The sequence below is a fragment of the Streptomyces sp. NPDC037288 genome (assembly GCF_055603265.1).
In genome coordinates, this window is record NZ_JBVJVY010000010.1 from 70,093 (window position 1) to 88,191 (window position 18,099).

The following is an 18,099-nucleotide window of genomic DNA, read 5'->3' on the forward strand; positions in this document are numbered from 1 at the left end:
CGGTCAGCAGGACCAGGTGACGGGCAGCGTCCGCGGGCCGCGGATCATGGTCTTGTGCCGCCACCGCACCTGCTCGGCCGGCCCGGCGAGCCGCAGCCCGGGCAGCCGGTCCAGCAACGTGTCCACCAGCAGCTCGGTCTGCAGCCGGGCCAGCACCGCGCCGGTGCAGAAGTGCGGGCCGTTGCCGAACGCCAGATGCGGGTTCGGGTCGCGGCCGGGATCGATGCGGTCCGGGTCCGGGAAGACGTCCGGGTCGCGGTTGGCGGCGAGGTAGGAGACGTAGACCGGCTCGCCCGCGGCGATCCGGTGGCCGGCGATCTCCACGTCCGCCAGGGCGACCCGGGCGAGCCCGACCGTGTTGCGGTGCGGGATGTAGCGCAGCAGCTCGTCCAGCACCGGACCGCGCGCCTCGGGACGCGCGAGCATCCGCTCCATCAGCTCCGGCCGGGTCAGCAGCAGGTACAGCATCTGCCCGCAGTTGTGGGTGACGGCCTCGCCGCCGATCTGCAGCGGGCCGGCCAGCCCGACGGCCTCCTCCTCGCTGATCTCCCCACCCGCGACGGCCCGGCCGAGCATCGAGTAGACGTCCTCGTCCGTGCTGTGCGCGCCGGCCCGGACGACGGAGGTGATCCAGCCGTACAGCCCGGTCTTGGCCCGGCCGGCCGCCTCGGCCCCGGTGGTGGAGATGATCTCCCTGGTCCAGGCGTGCACCTGCTCGCGGTCGGCGGGCGGTACGCCCATCACCTCGCTGACGACGGTGATCGGGAACGGCTCCAGCACCCGCTCGACCAGATCGGCCGGCGGCCCGTCCCGTACGACCCCCTCCACCAGCTCGTCCAGGAACGCCTGCGCGCGGGGCCGCAGCCGCTTCATCGCGCTCATGGTGAACGCGCCGGCGATCGGCTTGCGCAGCCGGTTGTGGTCGGGCTGGTCGGCCCAGGCGAGCGAGCCGGGACGGGGCGCGAAGTCGGGTGCCAGCCGGGTGATCTGACGGCGGGTCACCTCACTTCGGCTGAACCGCGGGTCGTTGGTGATCAGCTTCACGTCGTCGTAGCGGGTCGCCAGCCACGCCCAGCCCTCACCGAACGGCAGCCGGATGCGGGTCAGCGGACCCTCGCGCATGAGGCCGGCGAGGACCGGGTCGAAGTCCGTCCCGTCCAGGTCGAACGCGGGCCAGTCGCGCACGGGCGGCGGGGCCTGGCCGGTGAGGGTGGTCTCCTCGGTCATGCGACCACCCTGGTACAGGTGCCTCCGGCTGTCGTGCGGTAGTGCGCCAGGTGGGGGGCGCCTACCGGGGTGCCGCCTTGTGCCGTCGGGCGTCCGTGGCGTCGTTCTCGGTCGACCGCGCGGTTCCCCGCGCCCCTGTCGGGGCGCTTCAGGCAGCGTTGACGAGTTCGGCCAGGGCGTTCGCCAGCTGGTCCAGCCCCGGCCCCGCCGGGCCGCCCGGCTCGGCCATATAGACGTCCCTGCGGATCTCCACCATCAGGGCACGGACGCGGGCGTCGCTGCCGTAGAAGTCCAGCGGTACGTACGTTCCGGCGAACGGGCTGTCCAGCCCGGTCGTCCCGCAGGCCGCGAACGCCTTGCGGGCCGCCTCGGTCAGCTCCGGTGGGGTGTGGAAGGCGTCCGTGCCCAGGCACACCGGGGGACGGGGACCGCAGGTGTGCAGCTCGTAGGGGAGCGGCTCGCTCGGATAGGAGTGCACGTCGATCACCACGGCCCGCCCGGTCGCGGCCAGCCGGTCCGCGACCGCCTCGGTCATGGCGCGCGCGTACGGCCGGAAGTACCGTGCCAGCAGCGGTTCCGGATCGGTGTTCGCGGGCCGCAGCTCGCCCCGTTGCGTGGTCCGCGTGTACACGGCGCCCATGCCGACGGCCGTCATCTCCTCCCGCTCGTCCGGGAACCGCTCCGGGTCCACGACCAGCCGGGACAGCCGGTTCACGAACCGCCACGGTGTGACGGCGGCCAGGCCGGCGGCCCGCTCGGCGAGCTCCGCGGTGTGCGCGTCCGTGATGAGGTCCAGCTCCCGCTCCAGCGCACGGTCGTCCAGCACGATCCCCCGGCGCACGTCCTGCGGAACTGCCCGCGCGGAGTGCGGCACGTGCAGCAGTACGGGCGACCCGGCGGCACCAGGCAGGAGTTCGAACGAGGACACGGGCGGCTCCGGGGTGTTGTCAGTGGTGTGGATGCGGCTCCGCCCCGGCCGGGGGTACCGGCCGGGGCGGAGGGTCGCTCAGGTGAGCGGCTGGGGCGCCGCAGGTGTCAGCTGAGGGACGCCAGTGCCTCGTTCCAGGTGGCCGACGGGCGCATGATCGCGTCCGCCTTGGCCTTGTCGACCTGGTAGTAGCCGCCGATGTCGGCCGGGGAGCCCTGGACCGCGATCAGCTCGTCGACGATCTGCCGCTCGTTCGCCGCGAGGGTCTCGGCGAGCGACGCGAACGCCTTGGCCAGGCCGGCGTCGTCGGTCTGCTTCGCCAGCTCCTGCGCCCAGTACAGGGACAGGTAGAAGTGGCTGCCGCGGTTGTCGATGCCGCCGACGCGACGGGTCGGGGACTTGTCCTCGTTGAGGAAGGTCGCCGTGGCGCGGTCGAGGGTGTCGGCGAGGACCTTGGCGCGGGCGTTGCCCGTCGCGGTGGCGTACTGCTCGAAGGAGGGGACGAGCGCGAAGAACTCACCGAGGGAGTCCCAGCGCAGGTAGTTCTCCTTGACCAGCTGCTGGACGTGCTTCGGCGCGGAGCCGCCGGCGCCCGTCTCGAACAGGCCGCCGCCCGCCATCAGCGGGACGACCGACAGCATCTTGGCGCTGGTGCCCAGCTCCAGGATCGGGAAGAGGTCGGTCAGGTAGTCGCGCAGCACGTTGCCGGTGACCGAGATGGTGTTCTCGCCGCGGCGGATGCGCTCCACCGACAGCTTGGTGGCCTCGACCGGGGACAGGATCCTGATGTCCAGGCCCTCGGTGTCGTGCTCCGGCAGGTACTGCTTGACCTTGGCGATCAGGTTGGCGTCGTGCGCGCGGCCCTCGTCCAGCCAGAACACGGCCGGGTCGCCGGTGGCGCGGGCGCGGGTGACGGCCAGCTTGACCCAGTCGCGGATCGGGGCGTCCTTGGTCTGGCAGGCGCGGAAGATGTCGCCCTGGGAGACCGGCTGCTCGATCAGGACGTTGCCGGCCTGGTCGGTCAGGCGCACCGTGCCGGCGGCCGGGATCTCGAAGGTCTTGTCGTGGGAGCCGTACTCCTCGGCCTTCTGCGCCATGAGGCCGACGTTGGGGACCGAGCCCATGGTGGACGGGTCGTAGGCGCCGTGGGCCCGGCAGTCCTCGATGACGGCCTGGTAGACACCGGCGTAGGAGGAGTCCGGGATGACGGCGAGGGTGTCGGCCTCCTGGCCGTCCGGGCCCCACATGTGGCCGGAGGTGCGGATCATCGCCGGCATGGAGGCGTCGACGATGACGTCCGAGGGCACGTGCAGGTTGGTGATGCCCTTGTCGGAGTCGACCATGGCGAGGGCCGGGCCCTCGGCGATCTCGGCGTCGAAGGAGGCCTTGATCTCGGCGCCCTCGGGCAGGTTCTCCAGGCCCTTCAGGATGCCGCCGAGGCCGTCGTTCGGGGTGAGGCCGGCCGCCTTGAGGGTCGCGCCGTACTTCGCGAACGTCTTCGGGAAGAAGGCACGCACCACGTGACCGAAGACGATCGGGTCGGAGACCTTCATCATCGTGGCCTTGAGGTGCACCGAGAACAGGACGCCGTCCTGCTTGGCGCGGGCGACCTGGGCGGCGAGGAACGCCTCGAGCTCGGCGACGCGCATGACGGAGGCGTCGACGACCTCGTCCTTGAGGACCGGTACGGACTCCTTCAGGACGGTGGTGGTGCCGTCCTCGCCGACCAGCTCGATCTTCAGCGCGCCGTCCTCGGCGACGACGACGGACTTCTCGGTGGAGCGGAAGTCGTTCTCGCCCATCGTGGCCACGTTGGTCTTGGACTCGGGGGTCCAGGCGCCCATGCGGTGCGGGTGGGTCTTGGCGTAGTTCTTCACCGAGGCCGGGGCACGGCGGTCGGAGTTGCCCTCACGCAGCACCGGGTTGACGGCGGAGCCCTTGACCTTGTCGTAGCGGGCGCGGATCTCGCGCTCCTCGTCGGTCTTCGGGTCGTCCGGGTAGTCCGGCAGCGCGTAGCCCTTGCCCTGCAGCTCGGCGACGGCGGCCTTCAGCTGCGGGATGGACGCCGAGATGTTCGGCAGCTTGACGATGTTGGCCTCGGGAGTCTTGGCCAGCTCACCCAGCTCGGCCAGCGCGTCCGGGATGCGCTGGTCCTCGTTCAGGTACTCCGGGAAGTGGGCGATGATGCGTCCGGCCAGCGAGATGTCCCGGGTGGTCACGGGCACACCGGCCTGCGAGGCGTACGCCTGGATCACCGGCAGGAACGAATGCGTCGCCAGGGCCGGGGCCTCGTCTGTGTAGGTGTAGATGATGGTCGAGTCAGTCACCGGGTGCTCCGCTCCACGTCTGCAACATTGCTCGACATCAAGATATCTCGTGACCGGTGTCTGTTCGACAGGGGTCCCGGCCGGGGAAGGTGCCGCCGCTGTGATCAGCCGGGGCGTGCGGGGCCGGGGCCGCCCGCGGTCCCGCCCGTCATCTCACGCTCGATCCACCGGCAGATCACGTCCACCACGTACACATGCTCGGCCCGGGTCAGCTCCCGCCCCTTCGGGATCCCGTGCCAGCGCTCCAGACAGCCACGGCAGCAGGTGGCGGTCGCGTGCTGGGCCACGAAGACCGGGTGGCCCCGGTACGGCGTCTGCTTGCCGTCCTTGTGCGGCTGGGCCGGCGCCAGCCGCCGGGCGATCAGGTCGTAGGCGTGCCACCGCAGCGTCGCCGGCCCCTTCAGCTCGGCGGCGGCCCGGTCCCGTCCACGCAGGTGGAACCTCGCCCGGAACGGCTGACGGGCGAGCGCGTCCAGTCGCCGGTCCAGGGATCGGGGGTCGGTCGAGGCGGTCATGCTGTGCCGAGGGTAGCCCCCGGGGACGTGGCTCAGCCCAGGAGCAGCCGCTTCTGCTCCGCGAACTCCTCGTCCGTCAGGACTCCCTGGGCCTTCAGATCGGCCAGTTGCTTGAGCTGACCGATCTTCTCGGTCATGTCGTCGGCGGCAGCGGCCGGCGGTGCGGGGGGAGCGGGCGCCGCCTGTTGCTGCTGTGCGTACTGCTGCTGTTGTTGTTCGTAGTCCTGCTGGGCCCACCGGCCGGCCTGCCGCCGCGAGACGCGGTTGGACACGGCGGTGGCGGTTCCGGCGACGACGGCGGTGCGTGCGACGCCTCGAAGCAGTCCGGGCATGTTCGGTCATCTCCCATGGGGTCCGTGCGCAGTGCGGGTTCAGGCCACCGCCGAGCCGCCGGGCGGCACCGTCTGCTCCGTGGCGTCCAGCGCCGCCAGCAGCGCCTGCACCGGTATGCGGCCGCTCGCGACGAGCTGTGCTCCGCTGCGCCTGAGCGCGGCGGCCAGGGGAGCGGCCCACAGGTTCTCGTAGATCAGCACCGCGGCCGAGTTGCCCGGTTCCAGCGCGTTGGCAGCCTCGTCGAGGTCTCCCTGGTCGAGCACGCGGGCCGAGGCTCCCTCGAAGACCGACAGGTCCATCTCGTCGCCGAGGTCCCGCAGCTCCAGACCCACGACCGAGCCGTCGGTCTCCTTGCGGACGAAGGCGAGGTCGATGATCCGGACGATGCCGCGGTCGACGAGATCGACCAGCAGCGGGAACGCCTCCCCCGTCATACGGTTGCCGGGGAACTCGATGACCAGGTAGTCGACCGGCCCCATCTCTTCGACGCTGTCCATGGCTTCTCCTCACGGGACGCATGCGAGCCGGCACCGCGCCCGCCCGTCGGCCCCCCCGGCAGCGGCTCGCAGCCGGACGCTCGCCACCCCCCGTTGCCCTTCCAGTCCACCATGCGGCGCGAGGACCCGCACACGCAGTGGGCGGTGACCCGCCGGACGGTCCCGGAGTGCCGGACCGCGCTCGGCCCCGCACCCTGGTTCCAGCGAAGGGAGCGATGCCATGCCGACCGTCGGGGTGCCGTCAGCAGGCGCGGGCCGGGCGGCCCCGCGGAGTCTTACCCCGGGACCCTGATGGCGGCGGGGCGTGCTCGGAGGCTGACCGCCTGGGCGAAGTCGGTGCACCGGCGGGCGGAGAACCGGTTCCCCCTGGTCACGCATCTCGCGGACCGCATGGTGTCGGTGAACATCTTCGACTCCGGTACGCGGATCGCGGCGCAGTGCTTTCTGACCGCGGTCCCGCTGCTGTTCGTCGTCGCCGCGTACGCCCCGACGGCGGTGCGCCATCAGCTGGTCTCCTCCACGACGGCGGTCCTCGGGCTGACCGACTCGGCGCGTACCCAGCTGGAGCAGGTGCTCGACCCCGCTAGCAGCGACCTTCACCAGACCACCGGCGTGATCGGCGGACTGATGGTGCTGCTGTCGGCCACCGCCGTCAGCCGGGCCGTGCAACGCCTGTGCAAGCGGGCCTGGGAGATCCCGCGCGCGGGCACCCGGATCGCCCCCTGGCGGTGGCTGGCCTGGCTGGGCCTGTGGCTCGGTGCCCTCGTGCTGCAGGGCCCCTTGCGCGACGGCTTCGGAGCCGGCGCCTGGCTCGGCGTCCCCCTCACCTGGGCGAGCCAGGTGGGCCTGTGGTGGTGGACCCAGCATCTGCTGCTCGGCGGCATGGTCGGCTGGAAGCCCCTGCTGCCGGGCGCCCTGATCGCGGCGAGCGTCCTCACCGGCCTGGCGTTGACCGCGCGGCTGTACATGCCGCGGGCCCTCGACCGGGCCCTCGCCAGCTACGGCCCCCTGGGGTCCGTGTTCGTGCTCCTGTCCTGGCTGATCGTGATGGGCGTCGCCGCTGCCGTCTGCATCGGTACGGGCGCCGTAGTGGCGCAGGAGCCCTTCCTGGCGCGCCGCCTCGGCAGCCCGCCTCCGCTGCGCGACCGTCCGGCGGGCGGCTCGTGACGCCGTGCCTCCTCGTGGGTGAGCGGCGTAACCCGTCCGGACCGGCCCGCGCGCGAAGTGTCCGCGGGGCTGACGCAATGGTGCTGTACAGACACCCCATCGCGCCGGAGGCCCTGTGACCGAGCCGCCCGATCCACAGCCACCGGAGCCGGACCCGCAGGAATCCGGCCGCGAGCGCGCAGCCGCCGGCAGCCGCAGCGAACCGCCGGCGGGCCGTTCCCAGGGCTCCGCCGCGGGCCGCGTCGCGCGCAACACCGCCTCGGCCGTGCTCATCGTGCTGACCTGCATCCTCGTTCCCGTCGCGCTCCTCGCCGTCTGGGTGCACGACATCGCGCTCGACACCGACCGTTACGTGGCCACGGTCGCACCCCTGGCCACCGAGCCGGCCGTCCAGGACGCGGCGGTCCACCGGATCACCGAAGCAGTGGGAGCCCACGTCGACGGCAAGCAGGTCGCCGGGGACATCGCCTCCTGGCTGCAGTCCCAGGGCCTGCCGCCGCGCGCCGCCGACGCGCTCAGCCGGCTCGGACCGCAGATCGACTCGGCCGTGGACCAGGCCGTGACCAAGATCGCCACCCGCGTCGTCCGGAGCGACGCGTTCGCGACGGTGTGGCGCGATGCCAACCGCGTCGCCCACAACGCCGTCGTGCACGCCCTGACCGGCAAGGGACGAGGCGCGGTCGGAGTCAGCGACGGCACGGTCACCCTGGACGTGGGCACCGCCGTCGACCGGGTCAAGCAGAAGCTGGTCGACGCCGGCCTGAAACCCGCCGAGAAGATTCCGCAGGTGAACAAGCAGCTGGTGCTCTTCCACTCGGACGAGCTCGCCAAGTTCCGCAAGGGCGCCCATCTCCTCGACGTCGTGGGGAACTGGTTCCCGGTCCTCGTGGTCCTCCTCGGGGCCGTCGGGGTCTTCCTGGCCCACCACCGGCGCCGGGCCCTGGCGCGGACCGCTCTGGGCGCCGCCTTCGCCTGCCTGGTCCTGGCCATCGGCCTGGTCGTGGCACGCCACTACTACCTGGACCACCTGCCGCCCCAGGTGCAGTCCAAGGACGCCGCAGCCGCCGTCTTCGACACCCTCCTGCGCTTCCTGCGGGTCAGCCTGCGTACGGTCGTCGTGCTGGGCGTGGTGATCGCACTGGGCGCCTATCTCGTCGGCCCCGGGCGGCTGCCCGTGGCCGTCCGCGGCTACTCCGACCGCACCGCGGACTCCGCGGCGCGCTGGGCCGCCGCCCACCACATCAGCACCGGGCGCGTCGGCGCATGGGCGCTGGTCTACCGCCGGGCCATCGCGCTCCTCGCCCTGTTGATCATCGCGCTGGTGTTCGCGCTGTGGAACCATCCGACGGTGCTCACCGTCCTGTTGCTGGTGCTCGTGCTGCTCGGCGTCCTCGCCCTGCTCGCCCTGCTGGCGGCCGCCGGCCGCGTCCAGCTCGACGCCGCCCGCGGGGCGCCCGGTCCGCGCGGGGACGAGCGGTGACGGCGGCACCCGCCCGAGCGGGCCGACGGCCCCGCAGGCCGCCGAGGCGGCGGGCGGCCGGGACGCGCGGGCTCCGGTGCGCCGGGCCCGCGACCACGGGGTGATCCGGCATCCGGCCGGCGGGCTCCCCCGGGGCGGGTGAGGCGCGGACGCGCCCCCGGCGCTTTGCTGGCCGAACAGACCGGGGACCGCCGCCGACGGGGCCGCGAGCGCCCGGGAACACTCGGTGAGGTGGTGGACACCTTGGGACACTGGCGAGCTCTGATGGTGCTGGGGGCGGCCCAGTTCCTGATGGTCCTGGACACGTCGGTCATGAACGTCTCCATCAGCCAGCTGGTCGAGGACTTCCACACCGAGGTCACCGCCATCCAGGCCGTCATCACGCTGTACGCGCTGGTCATGGCCGCGTTCATGATCATCGGAGGCCGGCTGGGCGACATCCACGGCCGCCGTCGCCTCTTCCTGCTCGGTCTGATCGTCTACGGCACCGGTTCGGCCCTCACCGCCGTGGCACCGACCCTGTGGGTGCTCGCACTGGGCTGGTCGGTGATCGAGGGACTCGGGGCGGCGATGGTGCTGCCCGCCATGGCGGCCCTGGTCGCCGAGGCCTACCGAGGCAGGGAGCGGGCCGTCGCCTACGGCGTGATCGGCGGACTGGCGGGGGCCGGCATCGCGGTGGGGCCCCTGCTCGGCGGCTGGGTGACGACCTATCTGACCTGGCGGCTCGTCTTCGCGGGCGAGGTCGTGGTCGTCGCCCTCGTCCTGTTGTGCCACCGGGTGATCAAGGAGGCCGCGCGGACCGGGCCGCCGCCCCGGCTGGACGTGGTCGGCGCGGCCCTCTCGGCCGTCGGACTGGGGCTGGGCGTGCTCGGCGTGCTGCAGAGCAGCACCTGGGGCTGGGTGCAGCCGCGCAATCCGCCCTTCACCGTCCTCGGCTTCGCTCCCACCCTCTTCGTCGTCGGCGCCGGCGTGGCGGTGCTGGCCCTCTGCGTGCGCTGGGAGCGCAGACGCGAGGCCGCGGGCGCCGACCCCTTGGTGCACCTGTCCCTGTTCCGCCGGCCACCCCTGCGCTCCGGCCTGCTCACCCTGCTGAGCCAGAACCTGATCCTGCTGGGGCTGTTCTTCACCATCCCCCTGTACCTGCAGGTCGTACAGGGCTTCGACGCCTTCCGGACAGGGCTCAGGCTGCTGCCGGTGTCCGCCACGATGCTCGTCACCTCCCTCGGCGCCGCCCGGCTCGGCCGCACCATGGGGCCGCGCCGGGTCGTCCGGCTGGGCCTGCTGACGCTGACCGTGGCCATCGTGTGGCTGCTCGCCACCATCGACCCGAAGATCGACGACGCCCAGTTCGCCGGCGCCATGGCGGTGCTCGGCGTCGGCATGGGACTGCTCGCCTCGCAGCTGGGCAACGTCGTGCAGTCCAGCGTCGGCGAGGACGAACGCAGCGAGGTGGGCGGCCTGCAGTTCACGGCACAGAACCTCGGCTCGGCGCTGGGCACCGCGCTCATCGGCTCGATCCTCATCGGCGCGCTGGCTCACGCGTTCACCACGGAAGTGGACACCCACCCCCAGCTGTCGGCCCAGGCCCGTCAGCAGACGCATGTCCGTCTGGAGGCCGGGGTCAGCTTCGTGCCCACCGACCGGATACGCACCGCCGCCCAGAGCGCCGGGCTGCCGCCGTCCGAGGTCGACGCCCTCACGGACTCCTACGCCTCGGCACAGCTGGACGGTCTGAGGGCGGCGATCCTCGCCACCGGCGGGATCACGCTGGCGACCTTCCTCGTCACCCCGCACCTGCCGGCCGTGCCGGCCCGCCGACCGCGGCCGTCGCAGGACGGCGCACCGGCCGGCGCGACCGGCGCCGTGGACTGAACACCATGGACTGAGCATGAAGCCCACAGGGTCCTCGACCGGCCGCACCCCGGCCCGGGAACGCCGTACCGAGCGCCGCGCCCACGCCGACTACACGGGTGCCGTGTACGGCTCGATGCTCGCGGCGTCGGTGGTGATCGGCGCCGGCGTCCTGGGGAAGTTCCCCCGCCTGGAACTGGTGCTGCTGCTGGCGCTCACCGGCCTCGTCTTCTGGATCGGACACGTCCACGCCCAACTGTTCGGGGCCCGTCTCGCGCAACGGGCGCTGGACCGGCCGACCGTGCTGCGGGTGTGCCGCGAGGAGTGGCCGATCGTCGAGGCGGCCGTCCCGCCGGCCGTCGCCGTCGCCGTGAGCCCGCTGCTCGGACTGGACGTCGGCGGTGCGGTCTGGCTGGCGGTCGCCGTCGCCGTGACCGGCCAGGTGGGCTGGTCCGTGGCCGGCGCACGGCGGGCTGGGGCGTCGTGGCGCCTGGTCGTGGGCACCGCCGTGGTCAATCTGCTGCTGGGCCTGGCCATCATCGCCTTCAAGCTCGCTCTGACGCACTGAATCCCGGCCCGGATCACCTGTGCCGGGTGAGGCCCGGTGTGCCGGGGCGGAGCAGGATCGCAGGGAGGAGCGCAGCAGGCACGCGGCGGGAGAACGGCACATGCGCTACGAGATCCGTGTCGAGGGACACATGTCGGAGACCCTCACCAAGGCCTTCCCGGAGCTGGATCACGTGAGGATGTCCGGTCAGACGGTGCTGTTCGGTCGTGTCATCGACGAGGCGCACCTCTACGGGCTGCTGAACCGCTGCCAGTCCCTGGGCCTGCGGGTCGTGGAGATGCGGCAGCTGCCGGAGTGACGGGCGCTCACCGGTCGGCCGCCACGATCCGTCCCGAGCGCGCGGCCTCGCCCAGGGCCTCGAAGTCCCGCTCGTTGCGCTCCGCGTAGGCCTGCGCGAACCGGGTCAGCGCACGGTCGAAGCGGTCACTGCTGCCGAGGTAGGCGGAGATGGCGATGGGATCGCCCGACCGTGCGTGGGCCCGGGCCAGGGATGCCCCGCACACCTGGCCGAACAGCTTCAGCAGGTCCGGATCCCAGGTCTCCGGCCGGGCGATGCCCTTCCAGTCGCACAGCTGCCGTACGTAGAAGTCCCGCTCGTGCCCGTCGAGGCCCATGACCCGCGTCCACCCCAGAAAGATGTCGCCGGCCGTCTGCATGAGCCGCTGCCCGGCCACCACCCGGTGGCCCTGGTTGTCGTACCGTTCACCGTCCGTGTGTGCCGCGAGGACCGATTCCCGGGCCTCCTTGGCCTGCAGCAGCAGCGGATCGTCGTCGTCCCGGCCGAGCAGCAGCAGGATCCAGCAGCGGGTGCCGACGCTGCCGACCCCCACCACCTTCCGGGCCAGGTCCACCAGCCGGTAGTGGCGCAGCAGGTGCCGTCGGTCCGCGGGAAGCGTGCGCGCGTAGCTCCCCAGCAGCGTCTGGAGTTCCTTGTCCTCCCCGTCGGAGGCCGCGCCCCGGAGCTCTCGCAGCGGAATGATCAGCGGGGGGTCCGCCGCGAGCCGCCGGCCCTCGGGGGTGCGCCGGGTGAGCTTGGCGTAGGCCCTCAGATGCGTCCGGGTGCGGGCGCGCGCGGTCGCCCGGGCCGTACGGCGCCGGTCCGCCTCGTCCATCGAGGAGGCCAGCAGGTCGCGCATCCGGTCGGCGTCGTCCCGCGCGTACCAGATGTCCAGTGTGCGCATGCCGGCGAACTCCCGCATCCGCTCCCGGTAGGACCGCACGCAGGTGCGTACCGCGTCGTTCTGTTCCGTGGCCGTGAAGCCGTTGGCCCGCCCCGCGATGACGAAGCTGGCCGCCAACCGCTTGACGTCCCATTCGAACGGGCCGGGGAACGTCTCGTCGAAGTCGTTGATGTCGAAGACCAGATGCCGTTCGGGCGAGGCCAGCAGCCGGAAGTTGAGCAGATGCGCGTCCCCGCACAGCTGGACCTGGAGCCCGGTGTCCGGCAGGGGGCCCAGGTCCGCCGCCATGACCGCGGCCGCCCCGCGGTAGAAGCGGAAGGGGGACTCCAGCATGCGGCCGTAGCGGATCGGCACCAGTTCCGGCACCCGGGCGGCCGACTGGCGCTGCAGCACGTCGATCACGTCCGGCCGGTCCGGCGCTGCCTCGAACACGCCGTGTCCCGAGCGCGGGGCGCGGCTGCGGGCGTCCCTGCCGTGGGCCGCTCGCTCGGCCGGTGACGACGAGACGGTGACGGTACTCGACGCGGTCATGGTCCACCCTCCTGATCCCGCGGCCGGCCCCTTGCCGCCGGTCCGGCCCGGGCGGGGCCGATGCGCACGGACCGTCCGCCCGCGGCTCCAGCCCACCCGCCGTACCGGGCGGCGGGATCACCCGCGCCGGGTGATCCGGCCCGGCGGGGGCTTGCCGGTCCGCCGGCCGCCGTGCCGTACGCCCTGCCGGGCGTGCTCCGCCCGCGCCCCGCCGCGGACCGTCACCGCCGCCGATCACCGGGCCCGTGCCGCCGGTGTCCGGCGTCCTCCCTCTGCCCGACCCCGCGGCCTGCACGTTCACCCGCCCCGGGTGAGGAGATCCCTCCCGCACCATGCGCATGGTGAGAACGGCAGAGACCGGCTCGGCGAATCCCGGCGAGCCGGCATCCCGACGGAGGTGAGGCATGAGCGCGCAGACGTACCTCGCGTACGACTACCCGGTGCTGGGGGTCTTCTGGTCCATGCTGGTGTTCTTTGTGTGGATCATGTGGTTCTTCCTGGTGTTCCGCATCATCGTCGACATCTTCCGCGATGACGGGATGAGCGGTTGGGGCAAGGCCGGCTGGACGCTCCTCGTGATCGTGCTGCCGTTCCTGGGCGTCTTCGTCTACCTCATCGCCCGCGGCAAGGGCATGGGAAAGCGGGAGTTGGCGGAGGCGCGTGCCCAGCAGCAGGCCTTCGACTCCTACGTCCGGCAGACCGCGGAGGGCGCTCCGGCCAGGACCAGCAGTGCCGACGAACTCGTCAAGCTCTCCGGCATGCGCTCGCGCGGTGAGATCACCGACGACGAGTTCCGCCGGGCCAAGGAGCTGGTCCTCAGCGAGACCGGCCCGGCCGGGCGCTCCGGCACCACGCCCACCTCCACCGGGCGCTGAACCGCGTCCACGAGAACGTATCGAGGTACTTCCATGGCCACGAGCCACTCCACCCGCGCCCACCCGCACAGCGCCAGGCAGGCGTGGGCGGGCGGCCTGACGTCCTTCGCCGGCATCATGTTGCTGATCGCGGGGCTGCTCGGCGTGTTCCGGGGCATCATGGCGATCGCCCAGGACAACATCTTCGTGACGACGCCCAACTACGTCTTCAAGTTCGACCTCACCAGCTGGGGCTGGATCCATCTGGCCCTGGGCGTGATCGCCGTGATCGTCAGCTTCGGCCTGGTCACGCCGTCGCTGTGGGCACGCATCGCCGGCGTGGGCATCGCCGGGCTGGTGATCATCGCCAACTTCCTCTCGCTGCCCTACTACCCCGTGTGGTCGGTCCTGATGATCGCCCTGTCCGGGTTCATCATCTGGGCCCTCTGTGTGGTGCAGGGGCAGGAGTCCGCGCAGAGCCCGTAGCCCGCCCCTCCGCCCGCGCCTGTCCGCACCGCGCCGGCGCGCGGAACGCGGCATCCTCATCCGGCGTGCCGGCGGCGACGGGCCCCACCTCGCGCTCGGCCGGCCACGGGGCCACCCCCGGGCCGGCCTGGGCCGCTCAACGGCCGTGCTGGTCGTCCCGGGCGGAGCCCGCCGCGAGGTCCTCCCCGCTCCGCTGCTGCGGGATCACCACCGCCCCCTGCTGCAGCGTCACGGTGCGGGCGGGGGCCGGGACGCTGATGCCCTCCGCGCGGTAGCGGCGGTGCAGGCGCTTGATGAACTCGTGCTTGATCCGGTACTGGTCGCTGAACTCACCGACACCGAGGACCACCGTGAAGCCGATGCGGGAGTCGCCGAAGGTGTGGAAGCGGACGGCGGCCTCGTGGTCCGGGACGGCGCCCTCGACCTCCCGCATGACCTCCGTGACGACCTCGGCCGTCACCCGCTCCACGTGCTCCAGGTCGGAGTCGTAGCCCACCCCGACCTGCACCAGCACCGTCAGCCGCTGCTCGGGGTGCGTGTAGTTGGTCATGTTGGCCTTGGCGAGCTGGCCGTTGGGGATGACCACCAGGTTGTTGGACAGCTGGCGGACCGTCGTCTGGCGCCAGTTGATGTCCACGACGTACCCCTCCTCACCGCTGCTCAGCCGGATGTAGTCGCCGGGCTGGACGGTCTTGGAGGCCAGGATGTGGATGCCCGCGAAGAGGTTGGCGAGGGTGTCCTGCAGGGCGAGGGCCACGGCCAGACCGCCGACGCCCAGGGCGGTCAGCAGGGGTGCTATGGAGATGCCGAGCGTCTGCAGGACGATCAGGAAGCCGATCGCCAGGACCAGCACCCGGGTGATGTTGACGAAGATGGTCGCCGAGCCCGCCACGCCCGAGCGGGACTGGGTGAGGGTGCTGACCAGACCGGCGATCACCCGGGCCGCGGACAGCGTCACCACGAGGATCAGCCACACCTCCAGCATCTGGTCGGTGTGGTGCCGCACCGTCCGGGTCAGCGGCAGCACCACCGCAGCCGCCGCCGCGCCGCCCGCGATCGCCGCCCACGGCACGACCGAGCGCAGCGCGTCCACGATGACGTCGTCGCCGCTCCAGCGGGTCCGCTTGGCGTGCTTGGCCAGCCAGCGCAGCAGCGTGCGCGACAGGAAGGCGAGCAACAGGCCCGCCGCGAGGGAGATGCCGGCGAGGACGAGGTCGTCCAGGGTCAGCGCGCGGTTCACCGGTCACCTCCGGGGCGTGCTGCAAAGTGGGGAAGTCTCGTCACGTTGTCACCTGCTCGATGTGCGGGAAGTGCGATCGCGCCGGCCCGGAACTCCGGTGACCGGCGCGATCGTTCATCCTGCCGTATCCGGAACACCGGTTCGTACCGGGACCGGCGCTCTTCGGGCAGGTGGCTCAGACGATGCCCTCCGCGAGTTCGGCCTGGTCGCGGTCGCTGCCGTACGCGGCTGCGGTCGGGGTGCCGTAGGAGCGGCGGGCGACGTACCACCAGATGGTCGCGAGGACGAGGACGACGGCGAGTGCCACGGAGGCGTAGTTCATCGTGTCGGCGGTGACCGGCGAGGCCTGCGGCAGGCAGAACAGTACGGTCACACAGGCCACCCAGACCACCGCGATCCAGCCGATCGGCCTGCTCCAGCGGCCCAGCTGCCACGGCCCCGGCCGGAACCGGTCGCCCGCGCGCAGTCTCAGCAGCACGGGGATGGCGTAGGCGGGGGTGATGCCGATGACGTTGATGGCGGTCACCGCGTTGTACGCCGTCGCCGAGTACAGCGAGGGCAGGGCGAGGACGCCGGCGACGATCACCGACAGCCACACGGCGGCCAGGGGCGTCTGGGTGCGGGCGCTCACCTTGCGCCACAGGTGCGAGCCGGGCAGCGCGCCGTCCCGGCTGAACGCGAACACCATCCGGCTGGCCGCGGCGACTTCGGCGTTGCCGCAGAACAGCTGGGCGACGATGACGACCAGCAGCAGCACGCTCGCGCCGTCGGTGCCCAGGCCGTCGAGCAGGATCTGCGCGGGCGGCACACCCGTCGCGGTGGTGCGCGTGGCGTCGTAGTCCTGGATGGCGAAGCTCAGACCGGCCAGCAGCACGAAGCCGGCGATCCAGGAGGCCCAGATGGACCGGACGATGCCGCGCGCCGCGGACACCGAGGCCTGCGAGGTCTCCTCCGATAGGTGGGCGGAGGCGTCGTAACCGGAGAAGGTGTACTGCGCGAGCAGCAGGCCGATCGCGGCCACGTACAGCGGGTTGTGCCAGCCGGTCTCGTTGACGAACTTCGTGAACACGAAGGACGCCGACCGGTGGTGGTCGGGGACGATCGCGAGCGCGCCGACGATCAGCGCGACACCCGCCAGGTGCCACCACACACTGACCGAGTTGAGCAGGCTGACCAGGCGGACGCCGAACAGGTTCAGCACCGCGTGCAGCAGCAGGATGGCGCAGAAGATCAGCATCGTCTTGCCGGGCGTGGGCGTGAAGCCCCACCGGAGGTTCGCGAACGCGCCGGTGAACAGGGCGGCGCCGTAGTCGATGCCGGCGATCGCGCCGAGCAGGCCGAGCAGATTCAGCCAGCCGGTGTACCAGCCCCAGCGCCGGCCGCCGAGCCGGTCGGCCATGTAGTACAGGGCGCCGGAGGTCGGATAGGCGCTGGTGACCTCGGCGAGCGCGAGGCCGACGCACAGCACGAACAGGCCGACGCCCGCCCAGCCCCACAGCATCACGGCCGGGCCGCCGGTGCTGAGGCCGAAGCCGTACAGGGTCATGCAGCCGGACAGGATCGAGATCACCGAGAAGCTGATCGCGAAGTTGCCGAAGCCGCCCATGCGGCGGGCCAGCACCGGCCGGTAGCCGAGTTCACGCAGCCGCTGCTCCTCGTCCTGCTGCGGCAGGCCCGGGGTGGGCGCTGGGTCGGGGGTGGGGGACATGCGGGGACCTCCGGGTTCAACGGGCTTTGGGACAGGGCGCGTTCAGGGGTTTCAGGGTGCTGTCGGGGGAGTTTCAGGGGCCTTCAGGGGCGGAAGCCGTCCGCGGCCGTTCGGCAGCGCTCCCGGGCCTGGGTGAAGACCTCCACGGCGCGGGCGCGGTCGGGCGTGCGGTACATCCACGGCGGGGGTGTGAAGTACGGGCCGATGGCGTCGAACACCCGGGCCGCGTCGGGAAACCGCAGCGAGCCCCACAGGGCGTGGGCCAGGTGGTTGAGGTCCAGCAGGGAGCGCTCGACGGGGTCCGTGTGCTCGAACCAGGACCGCAGGGCGCGCCCCGCCTCCCGGGCCGCGTCCTCCGCCACCCAGTGCAGGTCGAGCGCCGCGTCGTGACCGCTGTCGCGCCGGTAGCGCTCGACACGGACGTACAGCGGCAGCACGTGGAGCGCGGAACCGGGCGGGGCCTGCGCGGTGGCCCACTGCGCGTAGCCGGCGGCCTCGGCGAGCCGGCCCGAGCCGCCCCGCGCGTACAGGAACTGCAGCATCCGGTGGTGGGCCTCGCGGTTGTACGGGTCCCGTTTGCCCGCCTCGGCCAGCAGCCCCCAGGGGCCCGGCGGCAGCACCGGCTCGGGCGCGGCCACCCGGTGCTCCGCCCACTGCTGCTCCGGATCCAGCTGGGCCAGTGCCAGCAGGCACACCCAGGGCACCGGGTCGTGCGGGGCGATCCGGGTGGCGGACTGGGCGGCGTCCCAGGCCTCGATCCACAACTCATGGGTACGGCGGTGCCTGTCCCGCTGGGCCCGCAGCGCCCGCTCCACGCCGACCCGCGCGTGCATCACCGCGGCGTGCACGCTGTGCGGCTCCTCCGCGAGCCAGGTGCGCACCACGTCGGTGCCGGCGGCGGCCGCCGCGAGGACCTGGGTGCGCTGGGTCCACTGCCACCCGTGCACGGTGTCCGCGAGCAGCGCGCGCATGGCCATCCACCGGCCGGTGCGCAGGTCCTGGAGCGCGGCGCGCAGGGCGTGGTCGGGGCCGGCGGGGTCGTAGGAGGGGCGGAGGCCTTCTCTGGCCATCAGCCGTCGGTCCCGGGCCGCTGGCGCACGGGCGAGCTGGCGGGGTGGCGTGGCAACAGCCCTCCTGGGGGCGCGATGTGGGGTGGCGCGCTGGTCGGCGGTCACTATAGAGGTGTGGGTTCCGCCTTGCCATTGT

The 18,099-nt window shown here is 72.4% G+C and carries 16 protein-coding genes and 1 pseudogene; 7 read left to right on the forward strand and 10 right to left on the reverse strand.

Annotation, left to right across the window (positions count from 1 at the left end; translation table 11 throughout):
- Nucleotides 1-3: 3 nt before the first annotated feature.
- From ACZ7GZ_RS14695 to ACZ7GZ_RS14720, 6 genes are all read right to left on the reverse strand, one after another.
- On the reverse strand, nt 4-1,227 hold the full coding sequence (locus ACZ7GZ_RS14695) for a cytochrome P450 (RefSeq protein WP_471024201.1): 1,224 nt from the start codon (nt 1,225-1,227) through the stop codon (nt 4-6).
- Between the two features lie 148 nt (nt 1,228-1,375).
- Entirely contained in the window at nt 1,376-2,155 is a 780-nt protein-coding gene (locus tag ACZ7GZ_RS14700; protein WP_471024203.1) for an N-formylglutamate amidohydrolase, read from the reverse strand.
- A 107-nt stretch (nt 2,156-2,262) separates the two neighbouring features.
- The gene (locus ACZ7GZ_RS14705; RefSeq protein WP_471024204.1) at nt 2,263-4,482 is read right to left on the reverse strand and encodes an NADP-dependent isocitrate dehydrogenase; all 2,220 of its coding nucleotides are present in this window, start codon (nt 4,480-4,482) and stop codon (nt 2,263-2,265) included.
- A gap of 104 nt (nt 4,483-4,586) precedes the next feature.
- Nucleotides 4,587-4,997, reverse strand: a complete 411-nt coding sequence (locus tag ACZ7GZ_RS14710; RefSeq protein ID WP_471024205.1) for a DUF4186 domain-containing protein — start codon at nt 4,995-4,997, stop codon at nt 4,587-4,589.
- A gap of 32 nt (nt 4,998-5,029) precedes the next feature.
- Nucleotides 5,030-5,329 (reverse strand): SHOCT domain-containing protein, encoded by a 300-nt coding sequence (locus ACZ7GZ_RS14715; RefSeq protein WP_471024207.1) that lies wholly within the window; start codon nt 5,327-5,329, stop codon nt 5,030-5,032.
- 39 nt (nt 5,330-5,368) lie between these two features.
- Nucleotides 5,369-5,827 carry a DUF6325 family protein gene (locus ACZ7GZ_RS14720; protein WP_471024208.1) on the reverse strand — a complete coding sequence of 153 codons (459 nt, stop codon included), beginning with the start codon at nt 5,825-5,827 and terminating at the stop codon, nt 5,369-5,371.
- A gap of 291 nt (nt 5,828-6,118) precedes the next feature.
- Here ACZ7GZ_RS14720 and ACZ7GZ_RS14725 point away from each other — a divergent pair, with 291 nt between their 5' ends.
- From ACZ7GZ_RS14725 to ACZ7GZ_RS14745, 5 genes and pseudogenes are all read left to right on the forward strand, one after another.
- Nucleotides 6,119-6,994 carry a YhjD/YihY/BrkB family envelope integrity protein gene (locus tag ACZ7GZ_RS14725; protein WP_471024209.1) on the forward strand — a complete coding sequence of 292 codons (876 nt, stop codon included), beginning with the start codon at nt 6,119-6,121 and terminating at the stop codon, nt 6,992-6,994.
- 115 nt (nt 6,995-7,109) lie between these two features.
- Nucleotides 7,110-8,474 (forward strand): hypothetical protein, encoded by a 1,365-nt coding sequence (locus ACZ7GZ_RS14730; RefSeq protein WP_471024211.1) that lies wholly within the window; start codon nt 7,110-7,112, stop codon nt 8,472-8,474.
- A 51-nt stretch (nt 8,475-8,525) separates the two neighbouring features.
- Nucleotides 8,526-10,346, forward strand: a pseudogene (locus ACZ7GZ_RS14735) (MFS transporter); the annotation flags it as partial.
- Between the two features lie 16 nt (nt 10,347-10,362).
- Complete coding sequence (locus tag ACZ7GZ_RS14740; protein ID WP_471024213.1) at nt 10,363-10,893, forward strand: hypothetical protein; 531 nt, start codon at nt 10,363-10,365, stop codon at nt 10,891-10,893.
- 100 nt (nt 10,894-10,993) lie between these two features.
- Nucleotides 10,994-11,191 (forward strand): hypothetical protein, encoded by a 198-nt coding sequence (locus tag ACZ7GZ_RS14745; RefSeq protein WP_471024214.1) that lies wholly within the window; start codon nt 10,994-10,996, stop codon nt 11,189-11,191.
- A gap of 7 nt (nt 11,192-11,198) precedes the next feature.
- On the opposite strand, the gene ACZ7GZ_RS14750 is transcribed toward ACZ7GZ_RS14745, so the two are convergent.
- On the reverse strand, nt 11,199-12,605 hold the full coding sequence (locus ACZ7GZ_RS14750; protein ID WP_471024216.1) for a DUF2252 domain-containing protein: 1,407 nt from the start codon (nt 12,603-12,605) through the stop codon (nt 11,199-11,201).
- A 404-nt stretch (nt 12,606-13,009) separates the two neighbouring features.
- On the opposite strand from ACZ7GZ_RS14750, the gene ACZ7GZ_RS14755 reads away from it, so the two are divergent.
- Both ACZ7GZ_RS14755 and ACZ7GZ_RS14760 read left to right on the forward strand, forming a co-directional pair.
- The gene (locus ACZ7GZ_RS14755; protein WP_471024218.1) at nt 13,010-13,480 is read left to right on the forward strand and encodes an SHOCT domain-containing protein; all 471 of its coding nucleotides are present in this window, start codon (nt 13,010-13,012) and stop codon (nt 13,478-13,480) included.
- Nucleotides 13,481-13,513: 33 nt separating this feature from the next.
- Entirely contained in the window at nt 13,514-13,945 is a 432-nt protein-coding gene (locus ACZ7GZ_RS14760; RefSeq protein ID WP_471024219.1) for a DUF7144 family membrane protein, read from the forward strand.
- 136 nt (nt 13,946-14,081) lie between these two features.
- On the opposite strand, the gene ACZ7GZ_RS14765 is transcribed toward ACZ7GZ_RS14760, so the two are convergent.
- The 3 genes from ACZ7GZ_RS14765 to ACZ7GZ_RS14775 form a co-directional block, all read right to left on the reverse strand.
- A complete protein-coding gene (locus tag ACZ7GZ_RS14765; protein WP_471024220.1) occupies nt 14,082-15,185 on the reverse strand; it encodes a mechanosensitive ion channel family protein in 1,104 nt (367 codons plus the stop codon).
- Between the two features lie 175 nt (nt 15,186-15,360).
- On the reverse strand, nt 15,361-16,893 hold the full coding sequence (locus tag ACZ7GZ_RS14770) for an amino acid permease (protein WP_471024222.1): 1,533 nt from the start codon (nt 16,891-16,893) through the stop codon (nt 15,361-15,363).
- A gap of 83 nt (nt 16,894-16,976) precedes the next feature.
- Nucleotides 16,977-17,963, reverse strand: a complete 987-nt coding sequence (locus ACZ7GZ_RS14775) for a hypothetical protein (protein ID WP_471024223.1) — start codon at nt 17,961-17,963, stop codon at nt 16,977-16,979.
- Nucleotides 17,964-18,099: the final 136 nt, after the last annotated feature.

Excerpts from the sequence above, each read along its gene's own strand:
- ACZ7GZ_RS14710 (WP_471024205.1), bottom strand. The coding sequence starts at position 4,997 with ATGACCGCCTCGACCGACCCCCGATCCCTGGACCGGCGACTGGACGCG.
- ACZ7GZ_RS14740 (WP_471024213.1), top strand. The coding sequence starts at position 10,363 with ATGAAGCCCACAGGGTCCTCGACCGGCCGCACCCCGGCCCGGGAACGC.
- ACZ7GZ_RS14755 (WP_471024218.1), top strand. The coding sequence starts at position 13,010 with ATGAGCGCGCAGACGTACCTCGCGTACGACTACCCGGTGCTGGGGGTC.
- ACZ7GZ_RS14750 (WP_471024216.1), bottom strand. The coding sequence starts at position 12,605 with ATGACCGCGTCGAGTACCGTCACCGTCTCGTCGTCACCGGCCGAGCGA.
- ACZ7GZ_RS14745 (WP_471024214.1), top strand. The coding sequence starts at position 10,994 with ATGCGCTACGAGATCCGTGTCGAGGGACACATGTCGGAGACCCTCACC.
- ACZ7GZ_RS14760 (WP_471024219.1), top strand. The coding sequence starts at position 13,514 with ATGGCCACGAGCCACTCCACCCGCGCCCACCCGCACAGCGCCAGGCAG.
- ACZ7GZ_RS14720 (WP_471024208.1), bottom strand. The coding sequence starts at position 5,827 with ATGGACAGCGTCGAAGAGATGGGGCCGGTCGACTACCTGGTCATCGAG.
- ACZ7GZ_RS14695 (WP_471024201.1), bottom strand. The coding sequence starts at position 1,227 with ATGACCGAGGAGACCACCCTCACCGGCCAGGCCCCGCCGCCCGTGCGC.
- ACZ7GZ_RS14770 (WP_471024222.1), bottom strand. The coding sequence starts at position 16,893 with ATGTCCCCCACCCCCGACCCAGCGCCCACCCCGGGCCTGCCGCAGCAG.
- ACZ7GZ_RS14775 (WP_471024223.1), bottom strand. The coding sequence starts at position 17,963 with ATGGCCAGAGAAGGCCTCCGCCCCTCCTACGACCCCGCCGGCCCCGAC.
- ACZ7GZ_RS14725 (WP_471024209.1), top strand. The coding sequence starts at position 6,119 with ATGGCGGCGGGGCGTGCTCGGAGGCTGACCGCCTGGGCGAAGTCGGTG.
- ACZ7GZ_RS14715 (WP_471024207.1), bottom strand. The coding sequence starts at position 5,329 with ATGCCCGGACTGCTTCGAGGCGTCGCACGCACCGCCGTCGTCGCCGGA.